This window comes from Bradyrhizobium sp. SBR1B (genome assembly GCF_014198205.1).
Taxonomy (GTDB): domain Bacteria; phylum Pseudomonadota; class Alphaproteobacteria; order Rhizobiales; family Xanthobacteraceae; genus Bradyrhizobium.
On sequence record NZ_JACIHC010000004.1, the window covers coordinates 252,425 to 272,862 of the forward strand.

Annotated in this window: 24 protein-coding genes, 1 tRNA gene and 1 pseudogene; 16 read left to right on the plus strand and 10 right to left on the minus strand. The window is 62.7% G+C overall.

The genetic code is table 11. The features are described from left to right. Positions 1–139 precede the first annotated feature (139 nt). The 3 genes from ilvD (at position 140) to GGD61_RS12940 (ending at position 3,262) form a co-directional block, all read left to right on the plus strand. Positions 140–1,990 carry a dihydroxy-acid dehydratase gene (gene ilvD, locus GGD61_RS12930; protein WP_092258097.1) on the plus strand — a complete coding sequence of 617 codons (1,851 nt, stop codon included), beginning with the start codon at positions 140–142 and terminating at the stop codon, positions 1,988–1,990. 389 nt (positions 1,991–2,379) lie between these two features. Beyond that, positions 2,380–2,697, plus strand: a complete 318-nt coding sequence (locus GGD61_RS12935; RefSeq protein ID WP_018318026.1) for a hypothetical protein — start codon at positions 2,380–2,382, stop codon at positions 2,695–2,697. A 241-nt stretch (positions 2,698–2,938) separates the two neighbouring features. Next, positions 2,939–3,262 carry a hypothetical protein gene (locus GGD61_RS12940; protein ID WP_091963737.1) on the plus strand — a complete coding sequence of 108 codons (324 nt, stop codon included), beginning with the start codon at positions 2,939–2,941 and terminating at the stop codon, positions 3,260–3,262. Positions 3,263–3,438: 176 nt separating this feature from the next. Here GGD61_RS12940 and GGD61_RS12945 read toward each other — a convergent pair whose 3' ends face one another. Then, positions 3,439–3,960, minus strand: a complete 522-nt coding sequence (locus tag GGD61_RS12945; RefSeq protein WP_092258100.1) for a GNAT family N-acetyltransferase — start codon at positions 3,958–3,960, stop codon at positions 3,439–3,441. 160 nt (positions 3,961–4,120) lie between these two features. On the opposite strand from GGD61_RS12945, the gene GGD61_RS12950 reads away from it, so the two are divergent. Next, positions 4,121–5,212 carry an AI-2E family transporter gene (locus GGD61_RS12950; RefSeq protein ID WP_092258103.1) on the plus strand — a complete coding sequence of 364 codons (1,092 nt, stop codon included), beginning with the start codon at positions 4,121–4,123 and terminating at the stop codon, positions 5,210–5,212. A 90-nt stretch (positions 5,213–5,302) separates the two neighbouring features. Next, positions 5,303–5,482 (plus strand): annotated as a pseudogene (locus tag GGD61_RS12955) (SDR family oxidoreductase); the annotation flags it as partial. Here the strand turns inward: GGD61_RS12955 and GGD61_RS12960 are convergent. The 5 genes from GGD61_RS12960 to GGD61_RS12980 all read right to left on the minus strand — a co-directional run bounded on the left by GGD61_RS12960 (position 5,468) and on the right by GGD61_RS12980 (position 8,865). Beyond that, positions 5,468–5,926, minus strand: coding sequence for a MaoC family dehydratase (locus GGD61_RS12960; protein WP_092258106.1), 459 nt, complete (start codon positions 5,924–5,926; stop codon positions 5,468–5,470). The pseudogene GGD61_RS12955 and the gene GGD61_RS12960 sit on opposite strands and share 15 nt — an antisense overlap. Before the next feature lie 11 nt (positions 5,927–5,937). Then, positions 5,938–6,588 (minus strand): 3-oxoacid CoA-transferase subunit B, encoded by a 651-nt coding sequence (locus tag GGD61_RS12965; protein ID WP_092258110.1) that lies wholly within the window; start codon positions 6,586–6,588, stop codon positions 5,938–5,940. A gap of 4 nt (positions 6,589–6,592) precedes the next feature. After that, entirely contained in the window at positions 6,593–7,240 is a 648-nt protein-coding gene (locus tag GGD61_RS12970; RefSeq protein WP_092258621.1) for a CoA transferase subunit A, read from the minus strand. Positions 7,241–7,339: 99 nt separating this feature from the next. Then, positions 7,340–7,942: a hypothetical protein gene (locus GGD61_RS12975; protein WP_183230763.1), complete on the minus strand. Its 603-nt coding sequence runs from the start codon at positions 7,940–7,942 to the stop codon at positions 7,340–7,342. Beyond that, positions 7,939–8,865, minus strand: a complete 927-nt coding sequence (locus tag GGD61_RS12980) for an alpha/beta fold hydrolase (protein WP_092258116.1) — start codon at positions 8,863–8,865, stop codon at positions 7,939–7,941. The genes GGD61_RS12975 and GGD61_RS12980 overlap by 4 nt, the downstream gene beginning before the upstream one ends. A 127-nt stretch (positions 8,866–8,992) precedes the next feature. Between GGD61_RS12980 and GGD61_RS12985 the strand changes: the two genes are divergently transcribed. From GGD61_RS12985 to GGD61_RS13010, 6 genes are all read left to right on the plus strand, one after another. After that, complete coding sequence (locus GGD61_RS12985) at positions 8,993–11,500, plus strand: alpha/beta hydrolase (protein WP_179736743.1); 2,508 nt, start codon at positions 8,993–8,995, stop codon at positions 11,498–11,500. A gap of 8 nt (positions 11,501–11,508) precedes the next feature. Next, positions 11,509–12,372, plus strand: a complete 864-nt coding sequence (locus tag GGD61_RS12990) for an alpha/beta fold hydrolase (RefSeq protein WP_092258122.1) — start codon at positions 11,509–11,511, stop codon at positions 12,370–12,372. Between the two features lie 210 nt (positions 12,373–12,582). After that, the gene (locus tag GGD61_RS12995; RefSeq protein WP_018318037.1) at positions 12,583–12,753 is read left to right on the plus strand and encodes a hypothetical protein; all 171 of its coding nucleotides are present in this window, start codon (positions 12,583–12,585) and stop codon (positions 12,751–12,753) included. A 70-nt stretch (positions 12,754–12,823) separates the two neighbouring features. Further along, entirely contained in the window at positions 12,824–13,087 is a 264-nt protein-coding gene (locus GGD61_RS13000; protein WP_018318038.1) for a hypothetical protein, read from the plus strand. Between the two features lie 156 nt (positions 13,088–13,243). Beyond that, positions 13,244–13,333: transfer RNA gene (locus GGD61_RS13005), tRNA-Ser, on the plus strand. Positions 13,334–13,382: 49 nt separating this feature from the next. Beyond that, the gene (locus GGD61_RS13010; protein ID WP_018320488.1) at positions 13,383–14,126 is read left to right on the plus strand and encodes a DUF2786 domain-containing protein; all 744 of its coding nucleotides are present in this window, start codon (positions 13,383–13,385) and stop codon (positions 14,124–14,126) included. An 86-nt stretch (positions 14,127–14,212) separates the two neighbouring features. Here the strand turns inward: GGD61_RS13010 and GGD61_RS13015 are convergent, their stop codons facing one another. Further along, positions 14,213–14,821: a hypothetical protein gene (locus tag GGD61_RS13015; protein ID WP_143109063.1), complete on the minus strand. Its 609-nt coding sequence runs from the start codon at positions 14,819–14,821 to the stop codon at positions 14,213–14,215. Between the two features lie 268 nt (positions 14,822–15,089). On the opposite strand from GGD61_RS13015, the gene GGD61_RS13020 reads away from it, so the two are divergent. The 3 genes from GGD61_RS13020 to GGD61_RS13030 all read left to right on the plus strand — a co-directional run bounded on the left by GGD61_RS13020 (position 15,090) and on the right by GGD61_RS13030 (position 18,167). Next, positions 15,090–17,123: a VTT domain-containing protein gene (locus GGD61_RS13020; protein WP_092258128.1), complete on the plus strand. Its 2,034-nt coding sequence runs from the start codon at positions 15,090–15,092 to the stop codon at positions 17,121–17,123. Continuing rightward, positions 17,123–17,815 (plus strand): endonuclease/exonuclease/phosphatase family protein, encoded by a 693-nt coding sequence (locus GGD61_RS13025; protein ID WP_092258131.1) that lies wholly within the window; start codon positions 17,123–17,125, stop codon positions 17,813–17,815. Before GGD61_RS13020 ends, GGD61_RS13025 begins: the two co-directional genes overlap by 1 nt. Positions 17,816–17,975: 160 nt before the next feature. After that, a complete protein-coding gene (locus tag GGD61_RS13030; protein ID WP_018320485.1) occupies positions 17,976–18,167 on the plus strand; it encodes a hypothetical protein in 192 nt (63 codons plus the stop codon). Between the two features lie 58 nt (positions 18,168–18,225). On the opposite strand, the gene GGD61_RS13035 is transcribed toward GGD61_RS13030, so the two are convergent. After that, a complete protein-coding gene (locus GGD61_RS13035) occupies positions 18,226–18,450 on the minus strand; it encodes a hypothetical protein (protein ID WP_092258134.1) in 225 nt (74 codons plus the stop codon). A 259-nt stretch (positions 18,451–18,709) separates the two neighbouring features. Between GGD61_RS13035 and GGD61_RS13040 the strand changes: the two genes are divergently transcribed. Further along, positions 18,710–19,030: a DUF1476 domain-containing protein gene (locus tag GGD61_RS13040; protein WP_038970337.1), complete on the plus strand. Its 321-nt coding sequence runs from the start codon at positions 18,710–18,712 to the stop codon at positions 19,028–19,030. A 17-nt stretch (positions 19,031–19,047) separates the two neighbouring features. Here the strand turns inward: GGD61_RS13040 and GGD61_RS13045 are convergent, their stop codons facing one another. Continuing rightward, the gene (locus tag GGD61_RS13045; RefSeq protein WP_092258137.1) at positions 19,048–19,626 is read right to left on the minus strand and encodes a TIGR00645 family protein; all 579 of its coding nucleotides are present in this window, start codon (positions 19,624–19,626) and stop codon (positions 19,048–19,050) included. A gap of 158 nt (positions 19,627–19,784) precedes the next feature. On the opposite strand from GGD61_RS13045, the gene GGD61_RS13050 reads away from it, so the two are divergent. Continuing rightward, a complete protein-coding gene (locus tag GGD61_RS13050) occupies positions 19,785–20,075 on the plus strand; it encodes a hypothetical protein (RefSeq protein ID WP_092258140.1) in 291 nt (96 codons plus the stop codon). A gap of 17 nt (positions 20,076–20,092) precedes the next feature. On the opposite strand, the gene GGD61_RS41240 is transcribed toward GGD61_RS13050, so the two are convergent. Then, positions 20,093–20,221 (minus strand): hypothetical protein, encoded by a 129-nt coding sequence (locus tag GGD61_RS41240; protein WP_018320480.1) that lies wholly within the window; start codon positions 20,219–20,221, stop codon positions 20,093–20,095. Positions 20,222–20,438 lie beyond the last annotated feature (217 nt).

Consider the following 20,438-nt stretch of genomic DNA (forward strand, 5'->3'; position numbering starts at 1 on the left):
CCCGCGCCGGAAGCAGGGGAGCCCTGTCCGCCCCAAGTTCCCGTTGCGCGCGTTCCCCGCGTGCGCTATCCGGCCACAAAGGCCTGAGGCGGCACCACATTTTCCCGCCCGGCCGGTCAAACCGAGGACGGAAACCGCCATGCCAGCCTATCGCTCCCGCACCACCACCCACGGCCGTAACATGGCGGGTGCCCGCGGCCTCTGGCGCGCGACCGGCATGAAGGACGCCGATTTCGGCAAGCCGATCATCGCGGTCGTCAATTCCTTCACCCAATTCGTGCCCGGCCACGTCCATCTCAAGGACCTCGGCCAGCTCGTCGCGCGCGAGATCGAGCAGGCCGGTGGCGTGGCCAAGGAGTTCAACACCATCGCGGTCGACGACGGCATCGCTATGGGCCATGACGGCATGCTTTACAGCCTGCCGTCGCGCGAGCTGATCGCCGATAGCGTCGAGTACATGGCCAACGCGCACTGCGCCGACGGCCTGGTCTGCATCTCCAATTGCGACAAGATCACCCCCGGCATGCTGATGGCCGCGCTGCGGCTCAACATCCCCGTCGTGTTCGTCTCGGGCGGGCCGATGGAGGCCGGCAAGGTCAAGCTGCAGGGCAAGACCAAGGCCGTCGACCTCATCGATGCCATGGTGGCCGCGGCCGATAGCAAGGTCAGCGACGACGACGTCAAGGTGATCGAGCGCTCGGCGTGCCCGACCTGCGGCTCCTGCTCGGGCATGTTCACCGCCAACTCCATGAACTGCCTGACCGAGGCGCTGGGCCTGGCGCTGCCCGGCAACGGCACGGTGGTGGCAACCCATGCCGACCGCAAGCGCCTGTTCGTCGAGGCCGGCCACACCATCGTCGATCTCGTGCGCCGCTATTACGAGCAGGACGACGCATCCGTGCTGCCGCGCAACGTCGCCAACTTCAAGGCGTTCGAGAACGCGATGACGCTCGACATCGCCATGGGTGGCTCGACCAACACCGTGCTGCATCTGCTCGCCGCCGCCCATGAAGGGCAGGTGGAGTTCACCATGAAGGACATCGACCGGCTTTCCCGCCGCGTGCCCGTGCTGTGCAAGGTCGCCCCGTCGGTCGCCGACGTGCATGTCGAGGACGTGCATCGTGCCGGCGGCATCATGGGCATTCTGGGCGAGCTCGACCGCGCCGGCCTGATCGACACCTCGGTCTCGACCGTGCATGCGCCGACCATGAACGACGCGCTGGAGCGCTGGGACATCAAGCGCTCCAAGAGCGAGGCGGTCCGCACCTTCTTCCGCGCTTCGCCCGGCGGCATTCCGACCCAAATCGCCTTCAGCCAGGAGCGCCGCTACGACGAGCTCGACGCCGATCGCGAGAAGGGCGTGGTGCGTGATCTCGAGCACGCCTTCAGCAAGGATGGCGGCCTCGCCGTGCTCTACGGCAACCTCGCGCAGGACGGCTGCATCGTGAAGACCGCCGGCGTCGATGCCTCGATCCTGAAATTCTCAGGCCCCGCGCGCGTGTTCGAAAGCCAGGATGCGGCCGTTGAAGGCATCCTTGGCGGCAAGGTCGTCGCCGGCGAGATCGTGGTCATCATCTACGAAGGCCCGCGCGGGGGCCCCGGCATGCAGGAGATGCTCTATCCCACGAGCTACCTGAAATCGATGGGCCTCGGCAAAGCCTGCGCGCTCGTCACCGACGGCCGCTTCTCCGGCGGCTCTTCGGGCCTGTCGATCGGCCATCTGTCGCCGGAAGCCGCCGAAGGCGGCAACATCGGCCTGGTGCGCACCGGCGATCGCATCGCCATCGACATCCCGAACCGCAGCATCAGCCTCGAGGTCTCCGACGAGGAGCTCGCCAAGCGCCGCGCCGCGGAAGAGGCGAAGGGCGATGCCGCCTGGCAGCCGGCTGCGCGCAAGCGCAATGTCTCGACCGCGCTGCAGGCTTACGCCGCGCTCACCACCAGCGCCGCGCGCGGTGCCGTGCGCGAGGTCAAGCGTCGTCCGAAATAACGCCTCGACCCGCCACAGACGGGAGTCGATTCCTCCGAAGCGCTCGCGGTCCCCCCGCGAGCGCGCAGATGGGTTTTGCAGGACACACAAATGAAGCCGGGACGGGGGGTCGCAAAGGAACGGCCCCCGCCTCCTGGGGTGTGGGCTATTGGGGGTGGAGGCGAGAGCCGCTTTGCGAAGTGGGCACCCGACGTGCGGGCTCGCCCGCCAGGCCCTGTGAATTTAGTGTATTTGTGCGCGTTTTGCTATTTAATTTTTATTAATTTTGTTTGTTTTTTTATTTAATCGTGCAATCCTAAGAAAAATAACCCGAAATCCATTTTTCCGAATCCGGCCGGGCGGTCGCCGTATCCTCCGCGACGGTGCGGATGCCAGTAGCGGAGTAAGCCATGAGTCAATCTCCATCGCTCGTGCCGCCCATGACGACAGACCGGGACGTCTACCTCGTGCTCGATGATTTTGGCCGGCGGCTCGGCCGCGCCTGGTGCGAAACTGCCGAGGAGGATGCCAATCGGGCGACCCTGCTCAGACATCTTGTCGAGGGGCAATATCTCCATCCGGCACGTGTCGTGGCCTTCAACACCGCGGAAGGATGGTCACGAGATGCCACCGCAGAAATAGCGGACGAGCTGCGCCGCCGCTTTGTCGAATTCGAAGAAACTGATCCCTCGCTGCTGGAGTTTCTGGAAAGAGCGGCGAGGCACTGATAGCTCGACCTTGACGGAGGCGGATGAGCGCTTTCGCGTTAATGCGCGTGGTCAATGAGTTCTTACCGGTCGGCTGCGATCGGCCGTTCGCATTAAGGATGCCCCGACGAAGTTCGGCAGAGCAGGGTTTTGCGGCGTATACTCCCGCGACCTTCGCAAATCCATTTTGGGCAATTGGGGCACCACCGCAATGTCGCGTACTCTCGCTGTTGTTTTCTCGACCGCCGTCGCCGCGATTTCCATGACGGGCGCAGCCTCCGCCGGCTGTTACAATTGCTACGCACCGCCGCCGTGCCAGACCTGCTATCAGCAGCAATACGTCGCGCCGCAATACCGCACCGTCGACGAGACCGTGATGGTCTCCCCGGGCTCCGTCGTCGCGCATCGCACGCCCGCGCAGTACCGCACCGTGATGGTCCCGCAGACCGTGATGGTTGCGCCGCCGAGCGTCCAGTACGAGCGCATCCCCCCGCAATACGCCACGCGCCAACGCGTCCAGATGGTCTCGCCAGGGTATTCCTATTACGCCCCGGTGCAGATGGGATGCGCGTCCTGCGGGTACTGAGCGAAAGGCAGTCACGAAGAACATTCGCGCGGCGCTCCTCACCGGGCGCCGCGTTTTCTTTTGCGCGGTGTAAAGGGAGCGGATCTTTGAACCGGTAAGCCCTTGTTGCCGAGCTACATGTACCAGAGGGCGGCAGTGCTTTGCGCGGAGCTTGAGGCGTCGTCCGAGAGATTCTATCAGGTCAGCGTCAATACCATATGGACTGTGTGAGGTTCGCGGCGTTCTGCGCGTTCGAACCCAAATCTGCCGAGCACCCTGAGCATCGCAGCGTTGTCCGGCAGCACCTCCGCGGTCAGTTCCTTAAGCCTGGCTTCGCGGGCAAGGCTGATTAGGTGGCGCAGCAGCAGTCCGCCGATGCCGCGTCCTTGCCAGGCGTCGATCACCATGAAGGCCGTCTCGGCGCAGCCGGGCCCGGCTGCGACATATCGCGCGCCGCCCACGATGGTGCTCCGACCTGCATTCGCCACGCACGCGACCAGCGCAACGTGGTCCTTGAAGTCAACATCGACGAAAAAGGCGCGCTCCTTCTCGGAGAAATGACGTTTTAGCATGAAGAAGCGGCGCTGGAGGGACTGTGTGCCCACCTCGCCAACCGCGGCCAGCATGGCGGCCTCGTCATCTGGCCGGAGAGCACGGATCTCCACGGCCGTTCTGTCGCGGAGCTGTTCGTTTCGCGCGTAATTTGCTGCATTCGACATGCGTTCGCGTCGCAATTGTTGAGCCGCTACGTGACCACGGCACCCGTCTCATCAGGCCGCCTTCAGCCCTTTGCCGGTTGATTTGGATCAAGCCTGCAGTCCCGGTCCGGCCGCTAGGCTTTCCGCATGGAGCCAATCAGCCGGGCGCGGGCCTCAGACCTTGAAGACACTTCGCCAACTTTTTTCCACCAGCGACGTCGTTCAGCTCGTGATCCGGCTCGGCTTGCTTGCACTGCTGATCCTGTGGACGCTCCTGATCATCCGTCCCTTCGTGCCGATCCTGACCTGGAGCGCGGTACTTGCCGTGGCGTTCTATCCGGTCTTCAACTGGCTCGCGAAATGTTTGGGCGGCCGCCCGCGGACAGCGGCGGTGCTCCTCACCTTCACCATGCTCGGCATCGTTATCGGTCCGGCGGCCTGGCTCGGCCTCAGTGCGGTTGAGGGCGTCAGGGAGCTCGCAGGGCAACTCGGCAGCGGCGATCTCGTGCTGCAGGCGGCGCCGGAGCGGATCAAGGACTGGCCGCTGGTTGGGCCGCAGCTCTACGATCTCTGGAATCAGGCCTACACCAACATCCGCGCGGCCGTGCGCGAGGTTGCGCCATATCTGAAGCCGATTGCCGGCATGATGCTGTCATTCGCAGGCAGCGCCGGCCTTGGCACCCTGCAGTTCCTGATGTCGGTGCTGGTCGCCGGATTTCTCTTTCCATATGGTCCGCAGCTCGTCAGCGCAATCCGCGGTTTCCTGTTCCGCATCGTGCCGGAACAGAGCGAACATTTCCTCGAGCTGGCGGCTGGGACCATCCGGGCGGTGTCGCAGGGCGTCATCGGCGTCGCCATTATCCAGGCGCTGCTCGCCGGCATCGGATTCAAGCTGGCGCTCATCCCGAGCGCGGGGCTGCTCGCCGTCATTGTTCTGCTGCTGTCGATCGTGCAGCTCGGTGCGGGGATCGTCCTCATTCCGGTCGTCATCTGGATCTGGATGGACAAGGACGTCACCACGGCGCTGCTCCTGACCGTATTTCTCGTCATCGTCGGTCTCCTCGACAACATCCTGAAGCCGCTGGTCATGGGACGGGGCCTCTCCACGCCGGCGCTCGTCATCCTGATCGGAGTGATCGGTGGCACGCTCGCGCATGGGATCATCGGTCTGTTCATCGGACCGATCATTCTCTCGGTCGCCTGGGAACTCGCAGCGGCCTGGATCCGCATCGACCGGGCCGTGCCGCCTGCGCAGCTTGTCGCTGACCGTTGACTTAAACGTCTCAGCGATGGCGGCGCTGCTTGAATGCCTTGCACGACGACGAGGTCGAACATGGCTATTGAAAATCTGAAGCTCCCCGATGAAGCCGTGTTCGAGCGCATCGAGTCGTAGTGGGGACGGCTCGATTTCTTGGTTCATTCCATCGCCTTTGCGCCCAAGGAGGCTCTGCACGGGCGCGTCGTTGATGTCGACCGCGACGGCCTTCTGAAGACGATGGACGTGTCTTGCTGGTCATACATGTCGTTCTCAGCGATAGTGCAGGGCGATCAGCTCGGCGACGCAGGCGGGCTTCTTGCCGCCCTTGATCTCGATCACGAGATGATAATTCACGCGCAGTCCGTCCGGCGGCACGTCCTCGGCTTCGGCGACCGTGACGCGGCCGCGCAGTCTTGAGCCCGCCGGCACGGGGGCGAGGTACCTGATCCGGTCAGCGCCGTAGTTCAGCGTGTTGCGAAGGCCCTTCAGGCCGATGACAGAGCGGATGAACAGCGGCGCCAGGGCAAGTGACAGCAGGCCATGAGCGATGGTTTTGCCGCCCGGCATCTCCTTGCTGGCACGTTCCTGATCCACATGGATCCATTGTTCGTCGCAGGTCGCCTCGGCGAACTGATTGATGCGTGGCTGGGTGATCTCGATCCAGTCGCTGGCGCCGATCTCGGTGCCGATAGCGGATTTGATCTCGTTGAAGTCGCTGAATATGCGCATGATCGCTCTGCTCAAAGTCTCATTTCCAGGACGCTGTCAGGAATGGCCAGTTCGGCCTCGGTGACGGCCATGACCTCTCCGACACTGATGCCGGGCGCCGTTTCCAAGAGGGTCGCCCTGCCACCAGGGAAGCCGATCACGGCCATGTCGGTCACGACAAGGTGGACGGGCCGCGCCGAGGTCAACGGCAGCGAGCATTTTGCCACGATCTTCGACTTACCCTTGGCCGCGTGCTGCATGGCGACGATGACGCGCTTGGCACCGCTGACGAGATCCATGGCGCCGCCCATGCCCGGCACCATCTTACCGGGGATCATCCAGTTGGCGAGATGGCCATGCGCGTCGACCTGAAGCCCGCCGAGCACCGTGACATCGACATGACCGCCGCGGATCAGTCCGAAGGACATCGCACTGTCGAAGGTTGAGGCACCCGGCAACGCGCTGATGGGACGCCCGCCGGCGTCGGTGAGCGTCGGATGAGCCATGCCTTGCTCGGGAATCGGCCCTGTGCCAATCAGCCCATTCTCCGACTGGAAGAATACCTTCAGATCTGATGGCACGTAGTTTGCGACCAGGGTCGGAATGCCGATGCCGAGATTGACAAGATTGCCCGTCTTCAGCTCCTTGGCGACTCGCCGGGCGATGATGATCTGGGGATCCATGATGTCACCCGTTGGTGATGAGATAGTCGACGAGCGGCGCGGGGGTGACGACGTGATCGGGCGCAATCACGCCAACGGGCACGATATGCTCGGCCGTCACGATGACGGTGTCGGCCGCCATCGCCATGACCGGGTTGAAATTGCGCGAGGTGAGCGCGTAGGCGAGGTTGCCGAGATAATCGGCGAGGAAGGCGTGGACGAGGGCGAACTGGGCGCGCAGCGCCGTTTCCAGCAGGAATGGCTTGCCGTCGATCTCGATCTGACGCTTGCCTTCGGCGACCAGCGTCCCGACGCCCGTGGGCGTCAGCACACCGCCGAGACCGCATCCGCCGGCGCGGATGCGCTCGACGAAGGTCCCTTGCGGGACGAGATCGACCGAAATCTGGCTCGCCAACATCTGCTGCTGCGCTTTTGGATTGAGGCCGATATGTGTTGCGGTCAGCTTCGACACCAATGCCTGATCGAACAACTTGCCGACGCCCTTGCCGGGCGTCGCCGCGTCGTTCGAGATCAAGGTCAGGCCGGTCTTGTTCTGGCGCACGACTTCGTCGAGCAGGCGCTCCGGCGTCCCGACTCCCATGAAGCCACCCACCATAACGCTGGCGCCCGCCGGAATCATTGCGACGGCTTCTTCGATGGAAATGGCCTTCATCATTGAACTCCGGGATCGGCCCACGATGGCAGAAGGCGGCAGTAGGCGGATGTTGGCGCCCGGTGCCTCTCGTCCTTTGATCTGCGTCAAGGCTTCCGCTCATTCCGATCCTGCTGCGTCGATACCGATGCTCCCTAGTACCTCGCGCCAGAGCTTGCGAACGGCGGCATGACGTTGTTCGAGGGCAGCACTCACCGCATCCCGATGCGGCGCAAGGTCCGTGCCCTTGAGGAACAGAATCTGGGATTGCAGCAGCCGGCTGCTCTCGAACTCGATCCGTCGCAGCGCCGAGACAAAGGGATCCTGCACATTGGCCTCGATCGGGAGCAGCGCGGCCGGTCGGATGCCCGCATGCACGGCATGGGCAAGCGTTGCAAGGTGAACCGCCTGGGCGAGACGAGGGTCCGGGATTCCGTCGATCGGGGCGGGCAGCCCGGCGGTCTCCCAGGGCGCAACCATGTATCCCAAGGCAAAATCCGGGGTCCAGGAAGTTGCGCGCATCAGCAGCGAAACGATCTCCGTCTCGCGATAGAACTGTGCGTTCAATTCGGTCTGCCACGCCGCGTCGAGCCTTACAGGCAGCGTGAAGGCGAATTGCCGGGCGAGGGCGCCATGCGCCGAGATCAGGAATGCTGCGATCCGCGTCTGCTGGCCCGGTGGAACGCGGCCGTCCAGCTCGAGCGGACCCAGGAATCCGCTCATGCCAGCGCTCGCTTGACCGGGATAGCGCGCAGGTGATCGTAACCGTCAGGGAACGGTGTCAGCTCGCCGCCGGGCTCCTCGGGCGCTATCCATACAGCTTGATTGCCTTGCCAGCGGCCGCCCAGCACATCGTCGGCAAAGCGCGCGAGAAGATCGGCCGTCAGCGCACCTTTTTCCAGTGTGAAAGCGTGATACGCCTTGGGAATGATCACTAGCGAGCTGTTCGGAATCTCAACCCGCAGGGTCTCGTGCAGATGACGCGGGGTCAGAAAATCGAACTCACCATTGAGGATCATGGTCGGAGCCGAGATCGCTGACAGGTGGGGCGTTAGCGGTTGGAAGTCGAGAAAGGACTCCATCAGATTTTGAAGCGCATAGACATCGTTCACCAGCCAGCCTTGGCGCTTGACGCTGTCGAGCTTGTCCAACAATGGCTTCAACCACTGGTCGGAGAGGTTCATAGGCAGCAGTAGATCCTGGAGATAGCCTGTTCCTCCCAGGATCAGGCCGGTCCGGAGGGCGTTGCCGAGAAGCAAAAGCTGCGGCGTCAGCTCGGCGAAGCAGCTCATTGGTACAAGTCCGGACAGCCGCTGCCCATGCTCGATCGCATAGCGGAGCGCGATCAGGCCGCCGAAGCTGATGCCGCTCAGGAAGACCGGCCCCTCGCCAAGCGCTTCAATCAGACGCCTCAGCGCGGCAACCTGGTCGTCCTGACTGATAAAGAGCGTCGGCTTGTCGGAGACCCCTTGACCGAGGAGATCGAAGGTTGCCACGCGAAAGCCTCGTGTCAGCAGCGCCTCGCGATAGGCGCCCCATAGCTCGGAATATTGTGTCAGTCCATTGACGAAAACATAGGCCGGCGCTCTCGCCGGCCCATCGAGCTCGTAGCGTATTCGATACGAGCCGTGATTGAGAAAGGGCATCGCACAAGACTACCGACATCGCTGGCTACGATGCTCAACTGTCGCGAGCGGATTCCGTTGAGCTAGATCAAAGATCCCCGTTGCGACCTTCCTAGCGGTTCAAGAACTGTCCAGGGAGGAATCCGTCATGTCCACGACCGGTTTCGTGAAACGTTGCTCCGTCAGCCTGATTGTACTGCTGGTCGGCACCGCTCTGGCAGTTGCACAACCCTTCACGCGCCGCTCGTCGCAGGTGCAGCATGACGGGCTGAAGAAGACCTACGAGATCGCCAACTTCCGCCTTGGCGGCAAGTACGACCTCTCCAATCCCTCCAAGTGGGAGAATGGCGGCGAGGGGGGTGTCACGCTCGAGTCCCTCGGCGCTGGCAAGTTGAGAACAGCCTACATCGCCATCGGTAACGCGCGGCGCAACGCCGCAGGCGAGATTACCAATGCCGTCGTGATCAACTCCTATTATTCCGGTGACTCCACCGACATGTACGAGCAGTGGGTCAAGGGCGCTGCCTTGTCGGGGGGCGTCCCGATCATCGGTTCGGGACGCCCGATCGATACAGACCGCTATTATGTCATCATGGTCGATCCGCTCGGCACCTGGGGTGCAAGCAAGCCGTCCGATGGGCTCGGCATCAAGTTTCCGCAATACAGCTACTACGACATGGTGCAGGCGAACTATCGTCTGCTGCGCGATGAACTGAAGGTCGCGCGCGTTGCATTGGTCACGGGCGTGTCCATGGGCGGTACGCAGACCTATGTCTGGGGCGTCATGCACCCCGAATATGTCAGCGCCTTGATGCCGATCGGCGGCACCACGCAGTCGGATGGAGAGGATCCCGTCGGCAATTGGACGTTCCAGATGATGACGGCCGCGATCCAGGGCGATCCGGTCTGGCAAGAGACCAAGGGCGACTATTACAAGCTACCGAAGGAAAAGCACCCGGTGCCGGGTGTCGCGTTCGGCTGGTCGATCCTTGGCATGACTGGTTATGACTTCGCATTCCGCACAACCCAGAACTGGGGCGCCGTGCAGCCCGAAATTTTCTACTGGGATCCGCCGAACGAGAAGGCCGGTTTGAACGTCATCAATCGCGCCAAGCTCTATGACGCGGTCGATCTCGTCTGGCGCAACCGGGTCGGCGAGACCCACAACGTTAATCCCTATCTCGGCCGCATCCAGGCGCGCACGCTGGTGATGCACATCACCAACGATCTCTGGCTCAACTTCAAGCTGGCGCAGCAGGCGGTCGATCGCGTGCCCGGCGCGGACCTGATCGCGCAGGAAAGCCCGGTCGCGCATTACGGCGTATTCCCGATCATCAACCAGCGCAAGAACGATCCGAAATTCGTGGCTTTCATGGACGACGTTGCAAGCCTCGATCGCGCGCAGAAATTCGCCGACAAGAACTATCGCGTGCCCGGTGTTGCCGAGAAGATCGATCCGGAAAAATCCTTCTGGAAGGATTTTGTGACATATCCCTATCCGGTCAAATTCTCCAACGCCAAGGACAAGAGCGGCAAGTCCTGGCAGATCGGCTACATGGATGAATACAACGGCACCGACAGAGACCCGAAGGTGCTGGTCATCATCCACGGCAAGGGCGCCTTCGGCGGCCACTACGGCAACATCATGCAATATGCGCTGCGGAGCGGAGTGCGCGTGATCGTGCCCGACCTGCCGCATTATGGGATGTCCGGGCCCGGCAATCTCGACAAGAGCCCGGCGCGCACCATGCAAGACATGCGCGAGGTGATCTACGACCTCGTCGTCAATCAGCTCGGCGTGAAGAAGGCGGTGTATCTTGGCCACTCGCTCGGCGGTCAGTTCGTGATGGGCTATGCCCTGACCTGGCCCGACGCCGTGCAGGCGCTGGCGCTCGAAGCGCCATCGGGCCTCGAGGAATATCCGCGCGACATCACGATCGCCAAGGACAAGAAGGCAAAACTGTTCGACCCGGATCTCGGCCGCGACTTCGACAAGTGGAAGTCAATCTGGGATCAGACTGGCATTCTCGCCGCTGAGAAGGCGCGCGACGAGCAGGGTGTCCGCGATTTCTTCTATTTCAAGAAGCGTGACCCAAACACCGGCGCAGTGTCGGCGGCGAAGAGCGGGTATTTCTACAGTGACAGTGAATATGCCCGCTTCCACACCGATCAGCGCGTCGGCCTCATCAGGGGCAACCCGAAGGAGCTCGATCAATGGTGCAACGTCTTCATTTTCGACATCTATACCATCGGGGCTGAGCTCCAGCAGGACGACCCGAAGAACCTCTACGAGCGGCTCACGCAGATCAAGGCGCCAATCTTCCTGGCCTTCGGCGACAAGGAGCCGTTCATCCCGACGCCCGCCTTCAACGGGCTGACCGATCTCGGTCGCGATGTGATCTCGCCCTTCATGACGCGGATGACCAATGCCGGCAACCGACCAATCCTCAAGATCTACCCGGAAACAGGGCACTTTATTCACACCGATAATCCGGTGGAGTTCTCGGTGGACGTCGTGGATTTCGTAACCAAGGGTAGTGTCGACACCTCTTCGCCGTCGAGCATTGATCGCATGATAAAGGGGGCCGTGGTATCTGCCCTGCCGGTGGCGCCGACTCCTCCGGGAGCCGCGCCTACGGCCGGCCTGAACAAATAGGGCCGCACATGGCAAGGGTGCAGGCAGGTGAGGTCCAACTCGGCTGGCGGGAGTGGGGGCAGGGCGACGTCACGGTCGTCTTCATCCACGGCAATCTCGCCAGCAAGGATTGGATCGAGCTTGCCGCGCCACTGTTTCCGACGGGCCTGCGCGTCGTCGCCATCGACTGGCGTGGTTGCGGCGACAGCGATCGGCCGAAGCCGACCGCGAATTACACCAACTATTCCATGCAGCAGCATGCCGAGGACATGCTGGCCGCCCTCGATACGCTCGAGATCAGCTATTGCCATCTTGCTACGCATTCGACCGGCGGCATCATCGCCGCGCGCATGCTCTTGATGCAACCGCAACGCTTCGGCCGTGTGTTCTCGCTCGATCCGGTGACGCCGCTCGGCATGGCTTTCAATGCCGATCAGATCGGCCTTTTCCGCGCGATGATGGCGAACAAGGAATTGACGCGAACGATCATGGCAACGGCGGCGTCCTCGCTGTTCGTGCCCGAGAGCATGGCGCCGAACGCGATTCCGCGTTTTCGCGAAGGACTGCCTGAGATCCAGGCCCTGTTCGATCGCATCATCGACCAGACCTTTGGCGTCTCCGAAGGCATCTGGATCGGCACTGCTGTCAATCTGACGCAGGAGAAGGAAAGCCGCGAGCTGGAGCGCCGGATGCCGCAGCTACGGCATCCGCATCTGGTGCTGTGGGGCGAATGGGACGGCTGGATTCTTCCGGCCGACCTGCGTGTGATGGCTGAGGCGATGCCGGATTGCCGCCTCGTCATCGTGCCCGGCATCGGGCACTCGATGAATCTCGAACGGCCGGCACTCTATGCCGGCTATTTCGGTGCCTGGTTCGGAGGACTTCCCGCATGAGCGAAACCGTCTGAAAGGAGCGACATCATGGTCGAAATTAATGTGTCCGCCGAGAGCATGCGTGCGCGGAGCGGCAGCCGGAGCTCTTGCGGCAGGAAGCGGCTCCTATAATCAGGGCTGCTATTACGACACTTATGGCAACTGGACCTGTCCGCAGGGTAATCCCTACTATCCCTATTGATGAACGCAGAAGCGCAAGTGAGGTCGGTTATGGCCGGAACGAACAAGCTCTCGGTCGAGAAAGCTCTCGAAAAATTGCGTCAAGATGATCAGATCAAATCGAGCGGAGAGCAGCGTGACGAAAAGAGTGAAGACCTGCGTCGAGAGATCAAGCGCATGAGGGCGCAGCGATCGCGGCTTGATCGGGCGCCCTCCAAGTAAAGCGTAGGTGTGTCCAGGCGTGACCATCTAAGTTCGCACGGATCGAGCCGGCCAAGGCTGGAGTAAAGCGATGTGGGTGCTGATGTACGTCTTTTCCTACTCGATCAGTCCTGCCGCGACGAACGACAAGGCGGAATGGCGACTCCTTCCGACGGTTGTCTTCCAGGAGTTTTCCAACGAAGAGCGGTGCCGGAAGGCCAAAGCCACGCTTGAAGGAAGCTTGAGCGAGGCGGGTGCCAAGCTCCGAAGCGGCTTGGAGGATCTCAAGAGCCTGGGTAAAGCGGATCCAGCTCAGATCATCATCGCCTACAACGTCGAATGCCTGCCGAAATAGGCCCCATGCCGCGGTTTTGCCCGGGTGCCCGCATCTGTGGACGCGAATCGGTAATCGGTATGAGACCGCAGGCATCGTACCGATCGGTCCAAATTGGGTCCAAGTTCGCGTTGCGCTCAGTCCGAAGCTAAGCTAACTCCCTGGCATTGGTACGAGGGAAGGGTGGCCGAGTGGTTTAAGGCACCGGTCTTGAAAACCGGCGTGCCCGCAAGGGTACCGTGGGTTCGAATCCCACCCCTTCCGCCAGTCTATCCGAACGGGGTCTCTCGGTCGGGCTTTCCCGAGCAGGTGATCGGTGGACCAGGCGTTAAATCCGGACGGGCTCGGCAAGCTCAAGCTCCGCATTCAGGCGTTGCGCGCCAAGACCATCGCCAATGGCTGTACCGAGGACGAGGCGCTGTCTGCCGCCGCCAAGGTTGCCGAACTGCTGGATCGCCACGATTTGTCGCTCTCCGACGTCGAGTTGCGCGCCTCGCCGTGCGAACGGAGGGTCTTTGAGACCCATCGCAAGAAGCGAATTCCGCTCGACGACTGCATCGGCGCGATCGCTCATTTCTGCGATTGCCGGGTCTGGCGCGAGAAGAACCCGGCCGGCGAGAACATCTATGTGTTCTTCGGTCTCGGCGCCGATGTCGAGGTCGCGCATTACCTGGCCGAGCTGATCGACGGCGCCGTGCGCGCCGAACTTGGGCGCTTCAAGACCTCGGTCGACTACGCCCGGTTCCGGCACCAAGAGCGGCATCTGGCCAATGCTTCCTTCGCGCTCGGGATGGTGGCGTCGATCGCGGACAGGCTGGTGGCAATCAAGGCCAGTCGCGATCAGGTCAACGAAGGCACCGGCCGCGGGCTGGTGGTCCTCAAGACCTCGGTGGTCGATGCAGAATTCGACAAGCTCGACCTCAAGCTCCGGACCCAGCGCAGCACCGGACGGATGGTGTCGATGACGGCCTATGAAGCCGGTGGCGACGCCGGAGCGTCGCTAGCCATTCATTCCGGCCTTGGTAGAGCGCGGTCAGGGGCCACTGCCAAAGGAAGCTGAGCGCATCAGGGCGCGTGAGCTACGCCGTGCCACACGTGCCCTACGCCCGTCTTTTTCGAGTGGGCAGCCTTGGCAAACCGAAAACCTCAGCTCTTCGGACCGCCACCCTTCAGCGCGTTCCAGGCGGCCTGGTTCGCTTGATCGAACGCCTTCCGGGACTCGGCGAGCGCCTCGCTCAGGACCGTCCAGGATTCGCTGCCGGCCTGCTTCAGCTTCTGCAGACGCGCTTCGGCTTCGGACGCATCGGATTTCATCTGCTTGAGCGCGGCATCGACATCGACGGTGCGGGCTGCGGTCACTTTACCCGCGGCCTCGCGGAATTTGTCCGCCGCTTCGCGCCAGGCCTTGGCTTGGGCCGCTGCGACGTCCTTGAAAGTGGCTTGCTGCTGCTCCAACTGTTTGCCGGCGCCTTCGAAGTAGGTTTTCACTTGGGCCTCGAATCCAGCCCACTGCTTTTCCAAATCGGCCTTGGCGTCCGTCCAGGCGGCTTCACCTGCTTCCGCCTGGGTCTTGAGCATCGCCTGAAACGCGTCACGGCGCGTCGTTAGATCGGACAGAAGTTGATCCGTCTTCACCTTGGACTCGGCCTTGGCCTGACCTGCCTTGACCTCGAACGAGGCCAATGCGGCGTCCATCTCGTCGATCCGCTCCTTGGCCCAATTGAGGTAGAAGTGCATGCTGCTCTGCTGTGACATGGCCGTCTCCATCTGCTTTCCGACGTGAGGTTCCCAGAGCTTCGGCCTGCTCGTATTGACCTGTCTCAATGATGTTGTGGTCTCACGAAATTGCGACGGCGCACAGCGCAGACTCAGTGCCTGGCAACCTCGACCTCCTGGATTCGTGGAACCCCTTGAGCATTCAGCGCGTTTAGACGCGAATGCAAATTGCGAGGTCCACCTGCTTCACAGCTCATCGACCCTGATCCCCGGCAATACCGTCTGGCGGCGGTGCAAAGCGCGGCGCGTGGCGGTTCTGAACGATGCTGCCGCTTATTTCGCGGCCCTGCGCGAGGCGCTGCTCGCGGCGCAGGATCTCGTCTACATCGTCGGGTGGGATATCCATAGCGAGACCAGGCTGGTCGGATCGTCGGGGCGGGCGGATGACGGCTTGCCGGAACAGCTCGGCCCATTTCTGCGCGCCCTCGTTCACCGCCGGCCGGACCTGCGGATCAACATTCTGGTCTGGGACTTCGTCTCGTTCTACGCCTCCGAACGGGAATGGAATTCCGCGGCCAAATTCACCGCCGACACGGACGGCCGCGTCCGATTTCATCTGGATTCCACGCTTCCGTTCGGCTCGGCCCAGCACCAGAAGATCGTCTCTATCGACGGTTCACTGGCGTTCGTCGGCGGGCTCGATCTGACGATCAGACGCTGGGACACGAGCGATCATCGCGTCGATCACGAACTGCGCTGCGACCCCCAGGGCAAGCCATACCCGCCGTTTCATGATGTTCAATGCGTGGTCGACGGGGATGCTGCCGCCTCGCTGTTCGAACTCGCCGAGGAGCGCTGGCGTGCGGCAGGCCAACAGATGCAGGATCGGCATGCGCAAAAGAGTATGCGCTGGCCGTCGCATGTGCCGGTCGAGGCTGAGCTCATGCCGGTTGGGATCGCCCGGACCGAGGTGGTCTGTCCTGCAGGTTCGACCATCAGGGAGGTCGAACGCTCCTTGATTGCAGCGATCCGGTCCGCGACGAGCTTCATCTACATCGAGAACCAGTTCACCAGCGCGATCAAGATCGCGCGGGAGTTGGCGGAGCAGATGCAGCGCGTGCCGTCGCTCCGGGTTCTGGTCGTCGCTCCAAAACTGCATTCCTCGTGGCTGGAATCCCAGGCCATGCAGAACGGCCGTGGCGCGTTCATCGACTGCTTCAGCGAGGCTGGCGTGGCAGATCGCATCCGTTTCGTCTACCCGGTCACACGAGAGGGAGACACGGAAGCGGCCGTGATGGTGCACAGCAAGCTCATGATCGTCGATGACAGGATCTTGAGGATAGGCTCGGCCAATTTGAACAACCGGTCGATGGGCGCCGACAGCGAATGTGATCTGATTTTTGAAGCCGCATCCGACGAACATCGGGAGTCCGTCGCTTCAGTTCGGCGTCGCCTGATAGCCCATTTTTGTGGCCTCGACGAACGGAGCGTCAGGCAAAACGACGATCGTCTTCTTGCTCTTATGGACGAGGTGTCGAAAGCCGACGGCCCGAAGACGCTGCGGGCAGTGGAAGCCTCAGTCCTGACCAGCACTCTGGCCACGATGGTTCAGCCGGTGGCGGACCCTGAGCGGCCCCTTCATCTCGAGCGGGCGGCATCGCGCATGTGGAGCACGAAGACCGTCATCGGGATCGTATCGATCGCCGTGGCGCTTTTTGGCTTGGCAATAGCCTGGTCGTACACTTCCTTGAGCGATTTGGCCGACACGGGCCGCGTCTCGAATTTGCTGTCGACTTACTCCCAATCCGTCTGGGGGCCGCCACTCGCAATCGCGGCTTTTGTCGTCGGCGGGCTGGTGGTGTTTCCGGTGCTCGTGCTCATTGCAGCAACGGCTGCCGCGCTTGGGCCATGGCTGGGTTTCGCCACGGCGATCGCCGGCGTCTTGCTCAGCGCCTTCATCCTTTTCGTGATCGGGCGGGCCCTCGGACGGCAGCGGCTCCAGCAGTTGCTCGGACGACGCGCCGCGCGGATCCAGGATCGCGTTGTCGGCAAGGGCGTCCTGGCTGTCGTCGTCATCCGGATGATTCCCATCGCACCGTTCTCGGTCGTGAATGTCGTGGCTGGCGCGAGCACGCTGCCTTTACGCGACTTCCTGCTCGGAACCTTGCTTGGCATGACGCCCGGTATTCTTGCCATGGCCGTGCTGGGGGCTCAGATCGCGGATTTGGCCCGCAATGCATCCTGGAGCAGCATGTTGCTGTTGGTGCTGGCGTTCCTGGGCTGGCTCGGCGTTTGCGCAGGCGCGCAATTCCTCGCGACCTGGCTCGCCGGGAGGCGCTGATGGCGCCGGTGCGTTTCATGACGTGGAATGTGCACGGCACGTTCAATCTCAATCCGAAGTTCGATCTGGAGGGGGTCTGCTCCATCCTTCGCAAATGGGCTCCTGATGTCGTCGCGCTTCAGGAGGTGGATTCGCGATCGAGGTCCGACGATCCGTTTGCGAAGCTGGCGAGTGTCGTCGGCGATCACCGCGTTCACGCCAAGTCGATTGTCACCGCGGATGGCGACTACGGTCAGATGCTCCTGAGCCGCTTTCCGTTCTCCGGGGTGCCCGAAATCGTCGACGTGTCGTATCGGGAGCGCGAGCCGCGCAGGGCCATTGCCGCTGGCCTCCTGACGCCGGTCGGTGACGTGCGCGTGGTTGCCACGCATCTCGGCCTGAGCATCCACGAGCGGCATGCCCAGGCACAAACCCTGGTGAGCCTGGTGAAACCCGGGAGGACCGTCGTCCTCGGCGATTTCAACGATTGGTTTTGGGTCAAGTCGGTGCGGCGCGTGCTCGCGCAGGCCTGCCCCAACCGTACGCGGCTGCGCACCTTCCCATCGCGCTTGCCCCTGATGCGGCTCGACCGGATTTATGCGACCTCTGATAGCCGGATCGCGAAAGTCTGGACCGACACGGAGGCGAGGGCGTTCTCGGACCACCTGCCCGTCATCGCCGAGGTTGATATCCAGGGGCCTTCGAGAGCCTAGAAAAAGCTTTATTCTACAACGGCATAGCTACTATGCATGGGGTTGTTTTTCGATATTTGTTGGGGCGGCGTTCGGGCGGGGCGGACCGCTCGAGTTCCAATTTGCAGGGCCGCCGGGTCCGCCCAGTGGAACCCTTTCGCCGGGTCCGCGTTGTCTCCGCATGACTGAAGACCTTTCCTTCCGACGCAAACCCCTGACCCCCGAGCAGCGCCAGGCGCGCGATGCGGCACGCCGGATCGAGGCCGAAAAGGCCATGCGCGACCATGAAGAGGCGCAGAAGGCGTTTTACGCCAACAAGGAGCGGCTGAAGGCCGAACGGCTGGCGCGCGAGGCGGCGGCGGCGAAGGCCTGATCCAGCGCGGGTCCCGCCCGCAATCTTCTGACGCGATCTGTCCGGGCGATGCCGCCGGCTAGTGCCGTTTCGGCGTCCGCGTCGCGCTCCAAGCCAGCCTCAGCGCCTGGACGGCCCCTGTGAACGCGCCGCGGGGCGATTGCGCCTCGATGGCTTCGGCTGCGATGCGGCAATCGTCGGCGACCTTGAGCAGCCCGCTTTTCGCGAGGTCCATGGTGGAGAGGGCGGCCTGCTCCAGGCAAACCCGTTCAAGCCGTCGAAACTCCCGCAGCTCTTTGTTCATGCGTCAGCTCTCGGTATGCCCCAAGCCATGCGGCGCTGAGTCTGCTTAACGACCAGTAAAGGATCTCTGCCTAGCCGAGCCGGCTGGCGCCGGGCTTGTGCGGGCCATGCACGCGCCCGGCGCGGGGGCGCATCGGCAGGCTTGACGGCGTTTGGCTTCCGCCGGAAGCTTCAACTGATCCGAACTGACGTGAAGCACGGGAGACGTTCGCCCCCAGCCAGTCCGACACCTATCAGCGCAAGCGCAAATGGAGCTGACCATGACCACGTTCGACAAGCGCGAGCAGGGCTTTGAGGCCAAGTTCGTCCATGACGAGGAATTCATGTTCAAGGCCACCGCCCGGTCCAACAAGCTGCTCGGGCTTTGGGCTGCAGGCCAGCTCGGGCTGAGCGGCGATGCCGCGGCAAGCTACGCAACCACGCTGGTGACGGACCATCTGGAGAGCCGGGCGATCGCCGATGTCGTAGACAAGGTGTCAGGCGATCTCGCCGCCAAGGGCATCGCGCGTGAGCAGGTCGCGCTGAAGCTTCAGGAGTGCCTGCACCAGGCGCTGGCGCAGCTCGAAGTGGACAAGCAATAAGGCCGACCTTGGTAACCTCACTCGGCCTGCTTGCGCGTGCCGGAGTCACCGAGCTTGTCGACATAGGCAATGCCGATCGCCGAAACGACGAAGGTGAGGTGGATCAGCACCTGCCACATCACGCCGGTCTCGGTGAAGCCGGCGCGGTTCGAGCCGAGATTGCCGGCCTCGATGAAGGTGCGCAGCAGCGCGATCGAGGAGATGCCGATGATGGCCATGGCGAGCTTGATCTTGAGCACGCTCGCATTGACGTGGCCGAGCCATTCCGGCTCGTCGGGATGGCCCTGCAGGTCGAGCCGCGAGACGAACGTCTCGTAGCCGCCGACGATCACCATCACGAGCAGGTTGGAGATCATCACGACGTCGATCAGCGCCAGCACACTCATCATGATCTGCTGCTCGGTGAGGTCGAGGGCGTGCCAGGAGAGGTGCCAGAGCTCTTTCAGGAACAGCGCGATGTAGACGCATTGCGCCACGATCAGTCCGAGATAGAGCGGCAGTTGCAGCCAGCGCGAGCCGAAGATGATCATCGGCAGCAGGCCGAGGCGCGGCGAGGGCGAACGAGGTTCGGATTGGGGTGAAGGCTCAACCGACATTCAGGCTGCATCCTCGCAATCGAAACGATCGCTTTCATCTAGCCCGACAACATGGCCGGCGGAAGACGCGCCGCACGTCCCGCCATCGGCTGATCGCGCCATTTCGTGCTAGCGTGCCGAACGGCCATCGCGCGACGGTGTGGATCGGGAGGCGGGGAGTGACGAGGAGCGGCTTTCGCAGATGGTCCGGCGGCATCGCGCTTGCCGGCGCAATCATGATTGGCGCGGGCACCGCGGAGGTCTCGGCGACACCGCTGACGCCGTTTCGCTACGAGGCGCAGGCGCAGCGTCATTGCCCGCACGACAAGGTGGTCTGGCTCGACTTCAGGAAGGGCATCTACTACCGCAAGGGTCAGAAGCGGTACGGCCAGGGGTTCGACGGCAGCTTCGTCTGCCTGAACGAGGCCCGTGACAGCCGCTATCGCCGCTCCCTGCTGGGTCTGCGCTGAGTGGCGCGTGACGCCGGCTATTTCTGCGCCGGCAGCCTGACCGGCACGTGCGGGGAGGTGCTGATGACCCGGGGGCTTCCGTCCGGATAGGTGCGGTCGCCGCGGATCAGGGATTCCAGGACCAGGAAGAATTTCTCGGCAAGCATTTGTGTCACCCTCGTTGGTGATGGCCTCTGGAAATGAGTCGAGGCACCGAACGCGGGAATTCAATCAACAGATTGGGAGCGGGACATCGGCGCATGATGCGCCGCGGTGGAGCTGTGCTGGAGGGTAACGAAGCGGGGCTCAGGCGAACGCCAGTGCCACCAGGCTCGAGCAGAGCAGAACCAAGCCGCCGGCGGTCAATGCCAGGAAGCCGTCAGA

Bases quoted from the DNA above. Each gene is read 5' to 3' on its own strand.
- GGD61_RS13030 (WP_018320485.1), top strand. From the start codon at position 17,976: ATGACTGAAGACCTTTCCTTCCGACGCAAACCCCTGACCCCCGAGCAG.
- GGD61_RS12970 (WP_092258621.1), bottom strand. From the start codon at position 7,240: ATGAAGGCCATTTCCATCGAAGAAGCCGTCGCAATGATTCCGGCGGGC.
- GGD61_RS12945 (WP_092258100.1), bottom strand. From the start codon at position 3,960: ATGTCGAATGCAGCAAATTACGCGCGAAACGAACAGCTCCGCGACAGA.
- GGD61_RS12935 (WP_018318026.1), top strand. From the start codon at position 2,380: ATGAGTCAATCTCCATCGCTCGTGCCGCCCATGACGACAGACCGGGAC.
- GGD61_RS13015 (WP_143109063.1), bottom strand. From the start codon at position 14,821: ATGTCACAGCAGAGCAGCATGCACTTCTACCTCAATTGGGCCAAGGAG.
- GGD61_RS41240 (WP_018320480.1), bottom strand. From the start codon at position 20,221: ATGCTTGCCGAGAAATTCTTCCTGGTCCTGGAATCCCTGATCCGCGGC.
- GGD61_RS13025 (WP_092258131.1), top strand. From the start codon at position 17,123: ATGGCGCCGGTGCGTTTCATGACGTGGAATGTGCACGGCACGTTCAAT.
- GGD61_RS13035 (WP_092258134.1), bottom strand. From the start codon at position 18,450: ATGAACAAAGAGCTGCGGGAGTTTCGACGGCTTGAACGGGTTTGCCTG.
- GGD61_RS13040 (WP_038970337.1), top strand. From the start codon at position 18,710: ATGACCACGTTCGACAAGCGCGAGCAGGGCTTTGAGGCCAAGTTCGTC.
- GGD61_RS13000 (WP_018318038.1), top strand. From the start codon at position 12,824: ATGTGGGTGCTGATGTACGTCTTTTCCTACTCGATCAGTCCTGCCGCG.
- GGD61_RS12995 (WP_018318037.1), top strand. From the start codon at position 12,583: ATGGCCGGAACGAACAAGCTCTCGGTCGAGAAAGCTCTCGAAAAATTG.
- GGD61_RS12980 (WP_092258116.1), bottom strand. From the start codon at position 8,865: ATGCCCTTTCTCAATCACGGCTCGTATCGAATACGCTACGAGCTCGAT.
- GGD61_RS12965 (WP_092258110.1), bottom strand. From the start codon at position 6,588: ATGGATCCCCAGATCATCATCGCCCGGCGAGTCGCCAAGGAGCTGAAG.
- GGD61_RS12990 (WP_092258122.1), top strand. From the start codon at position 11,509: ATGGCAAGGGTGCAGGCAGGTGAGGTCCAACTCGGCTGGCGGGAGTGG.
- ilvD (WP_092258097.1), top strand. From the start codon at position 140: ATGCCAGCCTATCGCTCCCGCACCACCACCCACGGCCGTAACATGGCG.
- GGD61_RS12985 (WP_179736743.1), top strand. From the start codon at position 8,993: ATGTCCACGACCGGTTTCGTGAAACGTTGCTCCGTCAGCCTGATTGTA.
- GGD61_RS12975 (WP_183230763.1), bottom strand. From the start codon at position 7,942: ATGAGCGGATTCCTGGGTCCGCTCGAGCTGGACGGCCGCGTTCCACCG.
- GGD61_RS12960 (WP_092258106.1), bottom strand. From the start codon at position 5,926: ATGCGCATATTCAGCGACTTCAACGAGATCAAATCCGCTATCGGCACC.
- GGD61_RS13045 (WP_092258137.1), bottom strand. From the start codon at position 19,626: ATGTCGGTTGAGCCTTCACCCCAATCCGAACCTCGTTCGCCCTCGCCG.
- GGD61_RS12940 (WP_091963737.1), top strand. From the start codon at position 2,939: ATGACGGGCGCAGCCTCCGCCGGCTGTTACAATTGCTACGCACCGCCG.